Genomic DNA, 16612 nt, shown 5'->3' on the forward strand with positions numbered 1-16612 from the left:
CTCCTGACTGAGTGCTTGAGTACCAGCAAGCAGGACGCGTCCGTCGCGACTTCGCCATCATTGGGTCGAACTCGCTGGACACTGGAATGGCCCCGCCATTTCCAGGACGCACCTGACACCGACCGTGAGAAGTCGTGTGTGCCGAACGCCGTTTCCGGCAGCCCGGAAACCGACGGTACTACATGAAAAGAATGCTGATTAACGCAACTCAACCCGAAGAGTTGCGTGTTGCACTGGTAGACGGCCAGCGCCTCTACGACCTGGATATCGAATCCGGTGCACGCGAGCAAAAGAAGGCCAATATCTATAAAGGCCGGATTACTCGCATCGAACCAAGCCTTGAGGCTGCCTTTGTCGATTTCGGCTCCGAGCGCCATGGCTTCCTGCCCCTCAAAGAAATCTCCCGCGAATACTTCAAGAAAGCCCCTGAAGGCCGCGTCAACATCAAGGACGTGCTGAGCGAAGGCCAGGAAGTCATCGTCCAGGTTGAAAAAGAAGAGCGTGGCAACAAGGGCGCCGCCCTGACCACCTTCATCAGCCTCGCTGGCCGTTACCTGGTCCTGATGCCGAACAACCCACGCGCCGGCGGCATCTCCCGCCGCATCGAGGGCGAAGAGCGCAACGAACTGCGTGAAGCCCTCAACGGCCTGGTAGCCCCCGCCGACATGGGTCTGATCGTGCGCACTGCCGGCCTGGGCCGCAGCAGCGAAGAAATGCAGTGGGACCTCGACTACCTGCTGCAACTGTGGACCGCCATCAAAGAAGCATCGCTGGATCGCTCCGCGCCGTTCCTGATCTACCAGGAAAGCAACGTGATCATCCGCGCCATCCGCGATTACCTGCGCCAGGACATCGGCGAAGTATTGATCGACAGCGTCGAAGCCCAGGACGAAGCCCTGACCTTCATTCGCCAGGTGATGCCGCAGTACGCCAGCAAAATCAAGCTCTACGAAGACAGCGTTCCGCTGTTCAACCGCTTCCAGATCGAAAGCCAGATCGAGACCGCCTTCCAGCGCGTCGTCGAGCTGCCGTCCGGCGGTTCCATCGTCATCGATCCGACCGAAGCCCTGGTGTCCATCGACATCAACTCGGCGCGCGCCACCAAAGGCAGCGACATCGAAGAGACAGCCCTGCAGACCAACCTTGAAGCCGCCGAGGAAATCGCCCGTCAGTTGCGCCTGCGCGACATCGGCGGCCTGATCGTCATCGACTTCATCGACATGACCCCGGCCAAGAACCAGCGCGCCGTGGAAGAAAAAGTCCGTGAATGCCTGGAAGCCGATCGCGCCCGCGTACAGGTCGGCCGTATCTCGCGCTTCGGCCTGCTGGAAATGTCCCGTCAGCGCCTGCGTCCATCCCTGGGCGAAAGCAGCGGCATCGTTTGCCCACGCTGCAGCGGCACCGGCATCATTCGTGACGTCGAATCGCTGTCCCTGGCGATCCTGCGCCTGATCGAAGAAGAAGCCCTGAAGGACCGCACCGCCGAAGTTCGCGCCCAGGTGCCGATCCCGGTCGCTGCGTTCCTGCTCAACGAAAAACGCAACTCGATCACCAAGATCGAACTGCGCACCCGCGCCCGCATCGTGATCCTGCCGAACGATCATCTCGAGACGCCGCACTTCGAAGTGCAGCGCCTGCGTGATGACAGCCCGGAAGCCCACACCAACCAGTCCAGCTATGAAATCGCCGCTGCCGCTGCCGAAGTGGAAGACATCCAGCCGGCCGCCGCCACTCGCACCCTGGTTCGCCAGGAGGCAGCGGTCAAGACCGCTCCGGCCCGCGCCAACGCTCCGGTTCCGACCGAAGTGACCGCTCCGGTTGCCGCCCCGGCCGCCGCCCCGGAACCGAGCCTGTTCAAAGGCCTGGTGAAGTCGCTGGTCAGCCTGTTCGCCACCAAGGAAGAGCCGGCTGCCCCAACCGTCGTCGCCAAGCCCGCCGCTTCCGAGCGTCCGGCCCGCAACGAAGAACGCCGCAACGGTCGCCAGCAGACCCGCAACCGCAACGGTCGTCGCGACGAAGAGCGCAAGCCGCGCGAAGAACGTGCCCCGCGTGAAGAGCGTGCGCCACGTGAGCCGCGTGAAGAGCGCCAACCTCGCGAAGCCCGTGAGGAAGCGCCGGCCGTAGCCCGCGAAGAGCGCGCACCGCGTCCGCCGCGTGAAGAACGCCAACCGCGTGCGCCGCGTGAAGACCGCAAGCCTCGCGGCGAGCGTGAAGAACGCGTTCGCGAACTGCGAGAGCCATTGGATGCGACCCCGGCCGTTGCCGCCGCCGTCGCTGAAGAGCGTCCGGCTCGCCAGCCTCGTGAAGAGCGCGCACCGCGTCCTCCACGCGAGGAACGCCAGCCACGCGCCGAGCAGGCAGCCGCCGCTGCCAGCGAAGAAGAAGTGCTGAACACCGAAGAGCAGTTGCAGGAAGACGGCCAGGACACCGCCGAAGGCGATCGTCCACGCCGCCGCTCCCGTGGCCAGCGTCGTCGCAGCAACCGTCGTGAGCGTCAGCGCGACGCCAATGGCAACGTGATCGAAGGTTCGGAAGAATCCGAATCCACCGAGAACGCCGAAACGCCAAGCGCTGCTGACCTGGCCGCTGGCCTGGCGGTCACTGCGGCAGTTGCCAGCAGCGCGATCAGCGCCCCGGCCGAAGCCCAGGCAAACGAGCAGGCTGAACGTGCCACCGCTGCGGTGGAAAACGCGCCGGTTGAAGCGCCTGTGGTCGAATCCTCTGCCCCGGTGGAAGCTACCGCTTCACCTGAAGTGGAACTCGCACCGGCATCCGAAGCCCAGCCTGAAGTTGAAGTCGCCGCCGAGCCTGCGCCGATCGTCGAAGCACCCGTTGTTGCTGCCGAGCCGGTTGTCGAAGCACCGATCGAGGAAAAGGCGCCAGAGCCTGCCCGCGAAGAGCAGACTGCGTTCAACTGGACCGCGGAGCCAGCCGCAACGGCCGCCGTTGTCGAGCCTGAGCCGACGCCAGAGCCCGTGAAAGCGGCCGAGCCAGAAGTGGTCGAACCTGCTCCAGTGGTCGAAGCGCCCGTGGTTGTCGAAGCACCGGCCCCGGTTGAAGAGCCTGCCCCTGTCAGCGCCTTGACTCCGAACGGTCGCGCTCCAAACGATCCGCGCGAAGTGCGTCGCCGCAAGCGTGAAGCCGAGCGTCTGCAGAAGGAAGCCGAACAAGCTGCCGCTGCCGCCGCCCAAGCCCCTGCTGCCGAGCCCGCTCCGGCCGTGGAAGAAGTCGCCGAGGCAGCTCCTGCCCCGGTCGCCGAAACCCCGGTTGAACCGGCTCCGACGTTTGACGAACCTCAGCACACCGCTGAAGAAGTCGCACCGCGTCACACTGAAGCGCTGGAAAAAGAGCACGAGCCTAAACCTCACGCTTAATCCCACCGCCCAGTAAAAAAGCCCCGCCTGGTGATGCCAGGCGGGGCTTTTTCATGCACGCAGATATACAAACACATCCTTGCTCGCGATGGCGCCGGCTCAGCTTGCAACCAGGGTGAATGCCAGACCGCTATCGCGAGCAAGCTCGCTCCCACAGGGGATTCGGGCCGGCTTCAGGACTTATATCCACTGAAGATCCAATGTGGGAGCGAGCCTGCTCGCGATGGCGCCGGCTCAGCTTGCAACCAGGGTGAATGCGAGACCGCTATCGCGAGCAGGCTCGCTCCCACAGGGGATTCGGGCCGGCTTCAGGATTTATATCCACTGAAGATCCAATGCGGGAGCGAGCCTGCTCGCGATGGCGCCGGCTCAGCTTGCAACCATGGTGAATGCCAGACCGCTATCGCGAGCAGGCTCGCTCCCACAGGGGATTCGGGCCGGCCTCAGGATTCATATCCACTGAAGATCCAATGTGGGAGCGAGCTTGCTCGCGATGGCGCCGGCTCAGCTTGCAACCATCGTGAATGCTAGACCGCTATCGTGAGCAGGCTCGCTCCCACAGGGGATTCGGGCCGGCTTCAGGATTTATATCCACTGAAGATCCAATGTGGGAGCGAGCCTGCTCGCGATGGCGGCGGCTCAGCTTGCAACCATGGTGAATGCTAGACCGCTATCGCGAGCAGGCTCGCTCCCACAGGGGATTCGAGCCAGGCACAGGATTTATATCCACTGAAGATCCAATGCGGGAGCGAGCCTGCTCGCGATGGCGCCAGCTCAGCTTGCAACCATGGTGAATGCCAGACCGCTATCGCGAGCAGGCTCGCTCCCACAGGGGATTCGGGCCGGCCTCAGGATTTATATCCACTGAAGATCCAATGTGGGAGCGAGCCTGCTCGCGATGGCGCCGGCTCAGCTTGCACCCGTGGGGAATGCTAGACCGCTATCGCGAGCAAGCTCGCTCCCACAGGGGATTCGGGCCGGCTTTAGGATTTATATCCACTGAAGATCCAATGTGGGAGCGAGCCTGCTCGCGATGGCGCCGGCTCAGCTTGCACCCGTGGGGAATGCTAGACCGCTATCGCGAGCAAGCTCGCTCCCACAGGGGATTCGGGCCGGCTTTAGGATTTATATCCACTGAAGATCCAATGTGGGAGCGAGCTTGCTCGCGATGGCGCCGGCTCAGCTTGCAACCATGGTGAATGCCAGACCGCTATCGCGAGCAGGCTCGCTCCCCACAGGGGATTCGGGCCGGCTTCAGGATTTATACCCACTGAAGATCTAATGTGGGAGCGAGCCTGCTCGCGATGGCGCCGGCTCAGCTTGCACCCATGGTGGATGCCAGACCGCTATCGCGAGCAGGCTCGCTCCCACAGGGGATTCGGGCCGGCTTTAGGATTTATATCCACTGAGGATCCAATGTGGGAGCGAGCTTGCTCGCGATGGCGCCGGCTCAGCTTGCAACCATGGTGAATGCCAGACCGCTATCGCGAGCAGGCTCGCTCCCACAGGGGATTCGGGCCAGCTTCAGGATTTATATCCATTGAAGATCCAGTGTGGGAGCGAGCCTGCTCGCGATGGCGCCGGCTCAGCCTGCAACCATGGTGAATGCCAGACCGCTATCGCGAGCAGGCTCGCTCCCACAGGGGATTCGGGCCAGGCGCAGGATTTATATCCACTAAAGCTCCCACACGGGATGTGCAGCCGATACCGGTCATGGTCCATCATCGACGGTTTATTTGAAGGCCAGCGCCTCTGGCACATCGACATCCCAGGTTACGCCAGGGTCGTCCACCGGAACCTCAAGCACTTGCGCTCCGATAAACAGCGCCTTGGCACCAAAATCCCCGGTCAGTGCCATCAGTTTCGGCCCGAACCCACGACCAAATCCCACCGGGTGTCCGTACTCACCGGTGAGGACCGGCACGCTGATGCCCTCCTCGCTAATTACCGCGGCCACTTGCTCGATGCTCGACGACAGGATGAAAGGCATATCGCCCAGCATAATCAGCCAGCCATCGGCATCCGGGCAGGCCTGGACACCCGCGGCAATGCTATCCCCCAGGCCGGGGGAGTTCAGTTCCACGATATCGCAGCCATAGGCCTGGGCCATGCGAATGGCTTGCGGCCGGTCGTTGTTCACCACCAGAACGCGCCGTTCCAAGGATGCCGGCAGGTTGACCAACACATGCTCGATTACCGATCTGACGGCGCCGTCACGCCCCGTGCAGTCGGCCAGCAACTTATCCTTGTCCGCGCCGGCTACCTGACGAAAGCGACTGCCCGATCCCGCCGCCAGGATGATCACGCCAATCGACTTTTCCATACGCCCTCCTCGTCCACGGCCTACAACGTTTTTTTCTGCCGCAGTTCCACGCCATTTTTGATGGCCACGATTTCAGCCAACAGCGACAAAGCGATCTCCGCCGGCGTGTGGCTGCCAATGTGCAGGCCGATTGGTCCATGCAAGCGTCCGATCGCCTCTGCGGACAAGCCTAGCTGAGCCAGGTTATCTCGGCGCTTCTGGCTGTTGACCCGCGAGCCCAGGGCGCCGACGTAAAAGGCCTTGGAATCCAGGGCGGTGAGCAGTGCCATGTCGTCCAGGCGCGGATCATGGGTCAGGGCCACGATCGCCGTGCGTTCGTCGGTCTGGATGTCCAGTACCGCTTCGTCGGGCATGCCGGTAACGAAGCGGCCATGCTGTTCTTCCCAACCGTAGACAAACTCCTTGCGCGGATCGCAGATCAGCACCTCGAAATCCAGCAATCGGGCCATTTCCGCCACGTAACGGGACAGTTGCCCAGCGCCGATCAGCAGCAAGCGCCAACGTGGGCCATAAATGGCTCGCAGCAGCTGCCCGTCGAACACCAGGGCGTCGGTTTTGCTCGCCGGCGCCAGAGTCACATTGCCACTGGCGATCGTCAGCTCCCGGGCGACGATTTCATGGGCCTCGCATCGCTCAAGCAATTCGGCGACCCAGGCAGGATCGCCGACCCGCTCTTCGGTCAGGCGCAACGTACCGCCACACGGCAGGCCGAAGCGCGCCGCCTCCTCGCGTGTGACGCCGTAGGTGATGAGTTGCACCGGCGGACCGTCCTCGGGAATACGGCCGTCGTGCAGCCGGGCGATCAGGTCATCCTCGACACAACCGCCCGATACCGAACCGATCACCACGCCGTCCTCGCGCAGGGCCAACATGGCCCCCGGAGGTCTGGGCGCGGTGCCCCAGGTCTGAACCACGGTGAACAACACTACCCGCTGCCCAGCGCGGCGCCATTCCAGGACGCTGCGCAATACGTTCAGGTCAACGCTGTCCATCAGGCTTTGGCCTGTTGCCAGCCTTGCAGCTGATAACGCACGGGCAGATTGCGGATACGCTTGCCAGTGGCAGCGAAGATCGCGTTGCACAAGGCCGGCGCAATGGGCGGCACGCCCGGTTCGCCAACACCGCCCAACGGCACCTCGCCCGGCGGAGTGATCAGATGCACCGCCACTTCCTTGGGCGCCAGGGACATTCGCGCCACTTCGTACATATGGAAATTGTCCTGCTGCACCTTGCCATCCTTGAAGCTGATCTCGCCGACCATCGCATTGCCCAGCCCCATGACGCAGGCGCCTTCGAACTGCGAGCGGATGCGCTCAGGGTTGATCTGCGGGCCGCAGTCCACGGCGATGTCCGCCTTGTGCACGATCACCGTGCCGTCGTCCTTGACCTCGACTTCGATCGCCGCTGCCACATAAGTGACGAAGCTGTAGTGCACCGCCAATCCCAATCCCCGCCCCTTGGGTAGCTCACGTCCCCAACCGGCGGCCTTCGCGGCGGTTTCCAGCACGGTACGGATCCGCGCCGTGTCGATGGGATAACGCTCGGGGGATTCGCCGTAGTTCCAACCGTCATTCAGGGAATTCGGATCGATCTTGCGGTCCGGGCCCAGCAACTTGAGGTGGTATTTCAGCGGATCCTGGCCGGCCTTGTGGGCCAGTTCGTCGATGAAACTCTGGATCGCGAAGCCATGGGGAATGTTCGAGACCGAGCGATACCAGCCAACCCGGGTATGGGCCACCGCCTCGGGGTTTTCCAGGCGCATGTTGGGAATGGCGTAGGCCATGTTCGTCACGCCCATGCCCACTTCGAATGGTGCTTCATGGGTCATGCCGGGCGCGAACAGCGCGGTGATGGTCGGGGCCACGGTGCGGTGCAGCCAAGCGGAGGGCATGCCGTTCTTGTCCAGGCCGGCCTTCAGGTATTCAGCCGATACCGTATGGAAATACGAGTGATGGATATCGTCCTCGCGGGTCCATTGCACCCGTACGGCCTGGCCGGGAAATTCCTTGGCGAGGACAGCCGCTTCGACGACGAAGTCGGGTTTCGACTTGCGTCCGAAACCGCCGCCCAGCAGCGTGATGTTCACCGTGACCTTTTCGAAAGGAATGCCCAGGCGCTCGGCCACGCGTTCACGGGTCACCTGCGGTGCCTGGCTGGGTGCCCAGGCCTCGCATTGACCGTCCTTGAACCGGGCGACGGCCACCATCGGTTCCATGGGCGACTGGGACAGGTGCGGCAGGTAATACGACGCGTCAAGAGTTGAATCAGCCTGGGTCAGCGCACCGTCGAGATCGCCGGTGCTGCGCAGGACTTTTCCGGGCTTGAGGGCGGCCGCTTCCAATTCCCCGCGGTAGGCAATGGAGTCATAACCAGCGTTCGGGCCATCGTCCCACTGGATCTTCAGTGCATCGCGGCCCTTGATCGCCGCCCAAGTGTTCTTCGCCACCACGGCGACGCCGCCCAGGGGTTGGAACTCGGAAGGCAACGGGCGCCCTTCGATCTGCAGCACTTTCACCACACCAGGTACTTTCAGCGCTGCGCTGCTATCCACGGACTTGACCTTGCCGCCATAGACCGGCGGACGGGCCACGACGGCGTAGAGCATTCCGTCGAAATGCACATCGGCGCCAAAGACCGCACGACCGTTGACGATGTCTGCGCCATCGATGGCGCGGCTCGCTTGCTTGCCGATGTAGCGGAACTCCGAGGGCTGCTTGAGGCGTAGGCTGTCGCGAGCCGGTACCGGCAAGGCACTGGCGGCGGCAGCCAGCTCGCCATAACCCAACTCGCGCCCTGAAGGTTCATGCACCACTTTGTGCAGCTGTGCACGGCATTCTTGCGCCGGCACCTTCCACTGCGCAGCGGCGGCGAGTTCGAGCATGGTCCGGGCCGCGGCACCGCAACGACGCATCGGCTCGTACCAGTGACGCATGCTGCGTGAACCGTCGGTGTCCTGGTTGCCGAAACGCGCCTCGTCCGCCGGCGCCTGCTGGACCTTGACGAGTGCCCAGTCGGCATCCAGTTCGTCGGCCACTACCATGCTCAGGCTGGTACGCACGCCCTGGCCCATTTCCGAACGGTTGCAGATCACTGTCACGCTGCCGTCGGCGGCGATACTGACGTACACCTTCGGATCATCGACCGCGCCATGGGGCATTCCCTCGGCGCCGAACTTCTTCTCTTCGGCAAAGGCATCCGGCAGGCCCCAAGTGGCGGCCAGGACCAGCACGCCGGTGGCGCTGGCGCCCTTGAGAAATCCACGACGGCTGAGGTTGCTCAGCGCGAAATCAGCGGGCAAGCGGCTCATGCCTTGGCCTCCTTCAAGTGAGTGGAAGCCTGGCGGATCGCGGTCTTGATCCGGTTATACGTACCGCAGCGGCAGATGTTGCCAGCCATGGCTTCTTCGATCTGCTCGTCGCTGGGGTTGGGGTTGGTCTTGAGCAATGCGGTGGCGGACATGATTTGCCCGCCCTGGCAATAGCCGCATTGGGCGACGGCGGTATCCAGCCAGGCCTTCTGCACGACCTGCCCGACCGGATCGACGTGAAGCGCGTCGATGGTGCTGATGTTCTGGCCTTTCACTGAGCCGATCGGCGTGATGCAACTGCGCGCCGGGGCGCCGTCGATGTGGATGGTGCAGGCGCCGCACAGGCCCATGCCGCAGCCGAACTTGGTGCCGTTATAGCCGGCCACGTCTCGGATCGCCCATAGCAGAGGCATGTCCTCGGTCACATCCAGTGAGTGATCTTTTCCATTGAGTTTCAGGGTAATCATGGGCACGCCCGCATCGTTATCGAGTTATGAGGGTCGAGCCATCTGCCGTTGGGTTATCGGTTCGGTATCGCAGATTGGCTCAGGCTAATCGGGCTCTTCGTTGCGCATACGCAAGCAAGCGTCTGCACCGGGCCTTGGGACGCGAATGCTCGCATCATCAGCCAGTTAAATTAACCCAGGAACACGCAAAACGCCCTGCACAATCCTGCACAAATCACATTGTGCGGGCGATGCAGGGCGTTTTTCCTGACGCGATTGCGAGGGCTATCAATACCGATTAGGTTCCATTTCCAGCTCGACCTGGAAACGCTCGGCGATGTCTTTCTGAATCCGTCGAGCCAGATCCAGCAGCTCCAGCCCCGTGGCATTGCCATAGTTGACCAACACCAGCGCCTGCAACTTATGCACTCCGGCGTCGCCTTCGCGGAACCCTTTCCAACCGGCCCGCTCGATCAGCCAGCCGGCGGCGATTTTCATCTGCCCGCCAGCCTGTGGATAAGCCACCAGGTCGGGGTATTGCGCCTTGAGATGCGCCACGTGAGCGGCCGGCACCAATGGATTCTTGAAAAAACTCCCGGCGTTGCCGAGTACGGCGGGGTCTGGGAGTTTCTCGCTGCGGATGCTGCAGATCGCCCGGCTGACATCGGCAGGCGTCGCCTGGTCGATGCCTTGTTCGGTCAAGCGCTGGCGCACCGGGCCGTATTCCAGGTGCAAATGCGCGATACGGCTGAGGGCAAAGCGCACCCGCAGGATCAACCAGCGGTCCGGCTGCTGCTTGAACAGGCTGTCGCGGTAGGCGAAGGCGCATTCGTCGACGGTGAAATCGCGCAGCTCGCCGGTGTAGCGATCCAACGCGGTGAGGCCGGCGAAAACATCCTTTATTTCCACACCGTAGGCACCGATGTTCTGCATCGGCGCAGCCCCCACCGTACCGGGAATCAGGCTGAGATTTTCCAGGCCCGACCAACCTTGCGCCAGCGTGTGCTGGACAAACGGATGCCACGGCTCCCCGGCCTCGGCCTCGATCACCACCCGCTCGCCGTCATCGACGAGCAAGCGAATCCCCCGGCTGGCCATGCGTAACACGAGCGCGTTGATGTCGCCGGTCAGCAACAGGTTGCTGCCGCCGCCAATGACCAGCAGCGGCACGTCGTGGCCGGCGGCATAGGCCAAGGCTTCCCGAACATCCGTATCGCTGTGGGCTTCGGCGAACAGCCGGGCGCCGACATCCACACCGAAGCTGTTGTACGGCTTGAGGCTGACGCCCGTCTGGACTTGCAAGGTCATAACCGCCCCTTCAATTCGATCACCAGACGATCCGTGGCGCGCTCGATCAGATCCAGCACCTGCTCGAAACCTTGCTCACCGTCGTAGTAAGGGTCAGGCACCTCATCGAGTTCGGCTTCGTAGCGACGCAGGAAAAGGTCCAGCTCTGCTCGGGCATCGGCCGGTTGCAACACCTTGAGGTTGCGCAGGTTGCTGCTGTCCATCGCCAGGATCAGGTCATAGGTGGCGAAATCGGCGCGGGTCACCTGCCGGGCTCGCTGGGCCGATAAATCGTAGCCGCGACGCAGGGCCGCGGCCATGCTGCGTTTGTCCGGCGCTTTACCGACATGCCAGTCGCCGGTGCCGGCGGAAGCGACTTCCACCTGCTCTTGCAGCCCGGCTTCGCGCAATTTGTGGCGCAAAATACCTTCGGCTGTGGGCGACCGGCAGATATTGCCAAGACAGACGAACAGAACCCGCATCAAGCCTCCAGCAGGCGACGAACGCGCTCAAGGTCTTCGGGGGTATCCACCCCGGTCGGAGGCGCGATCAAGGCATCGGCGACGTGGATCCGCACGCCATGCCACAATGCGCGCAGTTGCTCCAGGGCCTCAGTATTTTCCAGCCAGCACGGCCCCCAGGCGACGAAGTCCTGGAGGAAACCGGCGCGGTAGGCATAGATGCCGATATGGCGGCGGTACGGCACACCGTCGGGCAGCACGTCGCGGCTCTGCGCGAAGGCCTCCCGGGCCCAGGGCAAGGTGGCGCGACTGAAAGTGAGCGCGAGGCCGTTGAGGTCGCTGACCACCTTGACCACATTGGGGTTGAACAGCGTCGGCACGTCCTCGATCGGCTCGGCCAGGGTGGCCATGCGCGCCTCGGGATGGGCCGCCAGGTTCGCGGCCACCTGGTCGATGACACTTGGCGGTATCAATGGCTCGTCGCCCTGCACGTTGACGACGATGGCATCGGGCGCCAGCCCGAGCTTCGCGGCCACTTCCGCCAGGCGATCAGTACCAGAGTTGTGGTCCTCGCGCGTCATCACCACCTCGGCGCCAAAGCCCTCGCACGCCTCAACGATGCGCGCATCGTCCGTCGCGACCACTACGCGTTGGGCGCTGCTCTTGCTGGCCTGTTCCCAGACATGCTGGATCATCGGCTTGCCGGCGATCAACAACAACGGCTTGCCAGGCAGGCGCGTCGAGGCGAAGCGCGACGGAATGACGACGGTAAAGGCTGTGGTCATTTATCCAGGCGCTCATCGGTGGTCAGGGTGCGGGCTTCGCTCTCGAGCATCACCGGGATGCCGTCGCGAATCGGATAGGCCAGGCCGGCGCCCTTGCTGATCAGCTCGGTCTTGTCGGCGCTGAGCTTGAGCGGGCCTTTGCAGACCGGGCAAGCCAGGATATCGAGCAGTTTGGTGTCCATGAAAAATCCCCTGGAAAAACGTTTAAGGCAAGAGCCGATCCGGCAACAGGCGCATCAGCTGCGTATCGAACCAGGCCGCGAAGGCCGGCGAAGGTGCTGCGTCCACCGCCAGGTACCACCAGTCGGGCGCGGCGAAGGCACGGCACTTGACCGCGTCCTTTTCCGTCATGACCACCGGCAGGGACGGCGTAAAATTCAACGCCTGGGCACTGTATTCGGCATGATCGGCAAACCCGTGCGGTATTGGCCGCCAGTGTAGCGTTTCAAGGGTCGTGAAGAAACGCTGCGGATTGCCGATGCCGGCCACGGCGTGCAGGGCCTGGCCGGGTGGAAAATGATCGAGGGAGCGCCGTTCGCCGCTGGCCAGGTTGACCAGCAGGGTGGGTTGGAGCTGGAAGGCGAAGCCGTCCTCGCGATCAGCGCTGGCGCCGTTGAACAGTACGGCGTCGACCGATTGCAGGCGCTCGACCGGCTCGCGCAGCGGACCGGCAGGCAGGCAACGCCGGTTGCCCAGGCCCCGGGCATTGTCGATCAATACCAGTTCAAGGTCCCGCGCCAGGCGATAATGCTGCATGCCATCGTCGGACAGGATCAGATCCAGCGGCTCGCTTTCCAACAAAGCCCGGACAGCGCGGCTGCGATCGGGATCGATCATCAATGGCACGCCGGTGCGCTGGACGATCAGCAGCGGCTCGTCGCCCGCGATGTCGGCGCCCTGGTCCGCCGCGACCCGCCAGGGCAATTGCGGCGGCTTGGCGCCGTAGCCCCGGCTGACTACGCCGACCCGCAGGCCACTGCGCCGGCAATGTTCGATCATCCACAGAATCAGCGGCGTCTTGCCAGTGCCGCCAACGGTGATATTACCAACCACGATCAGCGGCACGGGCGGCTGGTAAACCTCACCCTCGCCTGCCAGGAAACGCTCGCGTTTGCCGACCACGACGCGTCGGTACAGCCATTCAAGTGGCCGCAGTAGCGCGAGGGCGGGGTGCCCTTCATACCAGGCGGCAAGCAATCGATCGGACATGGCCATCAGGGTGCGGGCGCCGCCTCGACGGTGGTCATGCGCAGATGGCTGAAGCCGAGCTTGCCGGCGGCGTCCATGGCGGTGATGACCGATTGATGAGGCGTCTTTCCGTCGGCGCTGATGGAGAGCGGCAGGCTGGTATCGCCGCCGGACTCCCTCTGCAGGGCCTCGATCAGGCTCGCCAGGTCACTTTTGGGCAACAGATTGTTGTTGACCGAGAACGTCCCTTCGGCGCTGATGGTGACCTCCAGGTTCTTCAGTTGCTGGTCTTCGGCCGGCGAGCCACTGACGGCCTGCGGCAATTCGACCTTGAGCTGGGTCTCCCGGGTAAACGTGGTGGTCACGACGAAAAACAGCAGCAGGATGAATACCACGTCGATCAGCGACGCGAGATTGATCTCGATGGTTTCCCGTGGTTTGCGGCGGAATTTCACTTCTTGCCCCCGGCCAGGTCCACATCCCGGTCGCCCTGCACCACCTCGACCAACTTGATAGCTTCCTGCTCCATGCCCACCACCAACTCATCGACGCGACGTTGCAGGAAACGATGGAAAAATACCGAGGGGATTCCCACCATCAAACCGGCTGCGGTGGTGATCAACGCCTTGGAAATGCCACCGGCCAGCACCGATGCATTGGTTGTCATGCCGGTCCCGGTAAATGCACTGAAAATATCGATCATGCCCAGCACCGTGCCCAGCAATCCCAGCAACGGGGCCATGGCGGCAATGGTTCCCAAGGCATTGAGGTAGCGCTCCAGCTCATGGATGACCCGGGCAGCCGCCTCTTCGATGCACTCCTTCATGATCTCGCGGCCATGCTTGGAGTTCGCCAGGCCCGCCGCAAGGATTTCGCCCAGCGGCGAACTGGCACGCAACTCCTTGAGCTTGTCCTTGTTCAGCTGCTTGTCCTTGATCCAGACCCAGACCTGCCCGAGCAGATGCTCCGGGGTCACGCGGCTGACCCGCAGGGTCCACAGGCGTTCGGCAACGATTCCCAATGCCGCGATGGAACTCAGAATGATCGGCAACATCATCCAGCCGCCGGATTTGACCAATTCCCACACAGTGACTGCCCCCTCGAAAAAGTGCGCCACTTTATCATACAGACGCGCGGTGCAGACCCGTGCCGCCGACAACACGACCATGACTGACGAGCTGGGTCAATGTTCTGTCCAAGCCCCCGCGGCCAGCCGGTCACGCCAGTAACGCCGAACACCTGCCTGGGTGCGCGCCGGCGCGAAGGCGCCCAGTTGCAGACGAATGGCGCCCTGCTCGGCGCTGTCGAAAATCGACAGGCCCAACCTCCTGTATCGCTCGATCACCCAGGGGTGCGGATGGCCGAACGCGTTGCTCCGCCCCCTGGATATCAACACCGAATGAGGTTTGAGCCGCGCCAGCAGCGCCATCGACGATGAGCTGCGGCTGCCATGGTGCGGTGCCGCCAGCCATTGGATCGGTTCCGCCAAGGGACCTTCGAGCAAGGCGCGCTCGGCGTGGGTATCGATGTCGCCGGTCAACAGCAGTCGCTCCTCGCCCGCCATGACCACTAAGACACAGGATTTCTGATTGCTTTCGACAGCTGAATCCCAGCGCCAGAGCTCGAACCTGACCCCGTCCCATGCCCAGCTCTCGCCGCTATCGCATGAACCTGCCTGCAAATCCCCGGGCAGCGCTTGCGGATCACCGCTGATGACCCGAGTCGTTGGCAATCGGTTGCGCACGGCCTGGGCTCCGCCGGCGTGATCGGCATCGGCGTGGCTAAGCAACAGAAGGTCGATTTTTTCCACACCAAGCTTGTGCAAGGTCGGCACGACCACGCGCTCGCCTGAATCCGCCTCGCCAAAGCGCGGCCCTGCGTCGTAGAACAAGGTATGCCGATGGGTGCGCACCAGGATCGCCAACCCCTGGCCGACGTCCAATTGCCAGACTTCCGCTTGGCCCGGAGGCACTTCGTCCCTGGGAGGAAAAACCATCAGCAACAACATCGGCCATCCGAGGAGGCGTAGGGGCACGCCCTCGGGCAGCAACAACAGCAGAGCACCGGTCGCCGCAATGCACCACACCCACAGCGGTATGGCGAGAGGCACCCAGGCCGGCACCTGCCCGGCAGCCAAGCCGAGCCCATTGAACAGCAGATCGAGCAGCCCGCCGGCGATCCAGAGCAGGCTTTCACCGACGAAGGGGATCGGCAGCAACGCCGTGCCAAGCAGTGCCGAGGGCAACACCAACAGGCTGATCCAGGGTACCGCCAGCAGGTTGATCAAAGGACCGCTGAGGCTGACCGGCAGTCCCAGGATCAATAACAGCGGGCACAGCCCCAGGGCAATGAACCACTGGGCGCGGGTCCACGTCTGCCACCAGCGCCACGGCCCCAGGCGACCGCCAACAGTGAACATCAATATCGCCACCGCAGCGAACGACAACCAGAAGCCTGGCCGCAGGCTGGCCAGCGGATCCAGCACCAGCACCCCGACGAACGCCGCCATCCAGGCCCACCAGGGTTGAGCCTGGCGGAAACGCAAGCGCCACAACAGCACCAGGCCAATCATTGCGCAGGCCCGTCGCACCGGCACATCGAACCCGGCGAGCAGGCCGTACCCCAGAGCCGCGGCAAATGCCAGGGCGCACGCCCAGGGCAACCACGGCAAACGCGCCGGCCAGACGCCATAACGCGCCGCCCCCGCCACCAGCAGATAGACCAGGCCGGCAAGCAGGCCAATATGCTGCCCGGAAATCACCAGCAGATGGACGGTGCCGGTGTCTTGCAGCACCCGCCATTCTTCGCGGCTCAACCCGGCGCCGTCGCCGAGGATCAACGCCAGCAGCGCACCGGAACGGCCCTGGGCATCGACCTTTGCCAGTGCCTGGCGCACCCCATCGCGCCAGGCGCCCTTGGCCGGTTGTAGCAGCGAACCATCCTTGACGGTGCCGGTCGCACCGATCCCCCTGCTCAACAGCCAGGCCTCATAGTCGAAGCCATGGGGATTGAGCAACCCCGCGGGTCGCTTGAGTTTCACCGCCAGGCGCCACGTCTCTCCACTACTGACCAGCGGCCCGCCATACCAGGCCAGGCGCATCGACGCCGGCAAACGCGTACGCCGGGAATGCGCATCGGCGAGCTCGAAACGCACGACGCCATCACCCTGTTGCGGCAAACCGACGACCCGCCCCTCGACCCAGCGAGTCTCACCCTCCAGCGCGACGGACAACCGATCGTCCAATGCGAGCTGTGCGCAAAAACAGGCCCAGGCCAGCCCGATGAAGAACAAGCCTGCCCAGTACGTACGGGTCGGCAACACCAACAACGCCGCCACAGTCATGGCTGCAATCAACCAGGACGGCGGCAAGGCCGGTAGAAAAATCGGGGCCAGCAGCCCCAGTGCAAGCGCGACCATTGACGTGCGCATAAGCCCATCCT

At 63.4% G+C, this 16612-nt stretch carries 13 protein-coding genes; 1 reads left to right on the forward strand and 12 read right to left on the reverse strand.

The annotated features are described in order from the left end of the window. Positions 1-182 precede the first annotated feature (182 nt). Positions 183-3374, forward strand: coding sequence for a ribonuclease E (gene rne / locus J3P92_RS17795; RefSeq protein WP_434648549.1), 3192 nt, complete (start codon positions 183-185; stop codon positions 3372-3374). Positions 3375-5106: 1732 nt separating this feature from the next. On the opposite strand, the gene J3P92_RS17800 is transcribed toward rne, so the two are convergent. From J3P92_RS17800 to J3P92_RS17855, 12 genes are all read right to left on the reverse strand, one after another. Then, entirely contained in the window at positions 5107-5697 is a 591-nt protein-coding gene (locus J3P92_RS17800) for a nucleotidyltransferase family protein (RefSeq protein ID WP_434648552.1), read from the reverse strand. 20 nt (positions 5698-5717) lie between these two features. After that, complete coding sequence (locus J3P92_RS17805; protein WP_434648553.1) at positions 5718-6689, reverse strand: XdhC family protein; 972 nt, start codon at positions 6687-6689, stop codon at positions 5718-5720. After that, a complete protein-coding gene (locus J3P92_RS17810) occupies positions 6689-9004 on the reverse strand; it encodes a molybdopterin cofactor-binding domain-containing protein (protein WP_434648556.1) in 2316 nt (771 codons plus the stop codon). The genes J3P92_RS17805 and J3P92_RS17810 overlap by 1 nt, the downstream gene beginning before the upstream one ends. Then, positions 9001-9471 carry a (2Fe-2S)-binding protein gene (locus J3P92_RS17815; protein WP_420766995.1) on the reverse strand — a complete coding sequence of 157 codons (471 nt, stop codon included), beginning with the start codon at positions 9469-9471 and terminating at the stop codon, positions 9001-9003. The genes J3P92_RS17810 and J3P92_RS17815 overlap by 4 nt, the downstream gene beginning before the upstream one ends. 267 nt (positions 9472-9738) lie before the next feature. Beyond that, positions 9739-10758: a UDP-N-acetylmuramate dehydrogenase gene (gene murB, locus J3P92_RS17820; RefSeq protein WP_434560030.1), complete on the reverse strand. Its 1020-nt coding sequence runs from the start codon at positions 10756-10758 to the stop codon at positions 9739-9741. Continuing rightward, complete coding sequence (locus tag J3P92_RS17825) at positions 10755-11219, reverse strand: low molecular weight protein-tyrosine-phosphatase (RefSeq protein WP_434648558.1); 465 nt, start codon at positions 11217-11219, stop codon at positions 10755-10757. The genes murB and J3P92_RS17825 overlap by 4 nt, the downstream gene beginning before the upstream one ends. Then, entirely contained in the window at positions 11219-11983 is a 765-nt protein-coding gene (kdsB, locus tag J3P92_RS17830; RefSeq protein ID WP_420766893.1) for a 3-deoxy-manno-octulosonate cytidylyltransferase, read from the reverse strand. The genes J3P92_RS17825 and kdsB overlap by 1 nt, the downstream gene beginning before the upstream one ends. After that, positions 11980-12165 carry a Trm112 family protein gene (locus tag J3P92_RS17835; protein WP_003179363.1) on the reverse strand — a complete coding sequence of 62 codons (186 nt, stop codon included), beginning with the start codon at positions 12163-12165 and terminating at the stop codon, positions 11980-11982. The genes kdsB and J3P92_RS17835 overlap by 4 nt, the downstream gene beginning before the upstream one ends. A 22-nt stretch (positions 12166-12187) precedes the next feature. Next, entirely contained in the window at positions 12188-13198 is a 1011-nt protein-coding gene (gene lpxK / locus J3P92_RS17840) for a tetraacyldisaccharide 4'-kinase (RefSeq protein ID WP_434607131.1), read from the reverse strand. Further along, on the reverse strand, positions 13198-13626 hold the full coding sequence (locus J3P92_RS17845; protein WP_434648561.1) for an ExbD/TolR family protein: 429 nt from the start codon (positions 13624-13626) through the stop codon (positions 13198-13200). The genes lpxK and J3P92_RS17845 overlap by 1 nt, the downstream gene beginning before the upstream one ends. Then, on the reverse strand, positions 13623-14258 hold the full coding sequence (locus tag J3P92_RS17850) for a MotA/TolQ/ExbB proton channel family protein (protein WP_420766996.1): 636 nt from the start codon (positions 14256-14258) through the stop codon (positions 13623-13625). The genes J3P92_RS17845 and J3P92_RS17850 overlap by 4 nt, the downstream gene beginning before the upstream one ends. 96 nt (positions 14259-14354) lie before the next feature. Further along, entirely contained in the window at positions 14355-16601 is a 2247-nt protein-coding gene (locus J3P92_RS17855) for a DNA internalization-related competence protein ComEC/Rec2 (RefSeq protein WP_434711742.1), read from the reverse strand. Positions 16602-16612 lie beyond the last annotated feature (11 nt).

The organism is Pseudomonas sp. D3-27 (assembly GCF_051132165.1).
Classification (GTDB): Bacteria; Pseudomonadota; Gammaproteobacteria; order Pseudomonadales; family Pseudomonadaceae; genus Aquipseudomonas.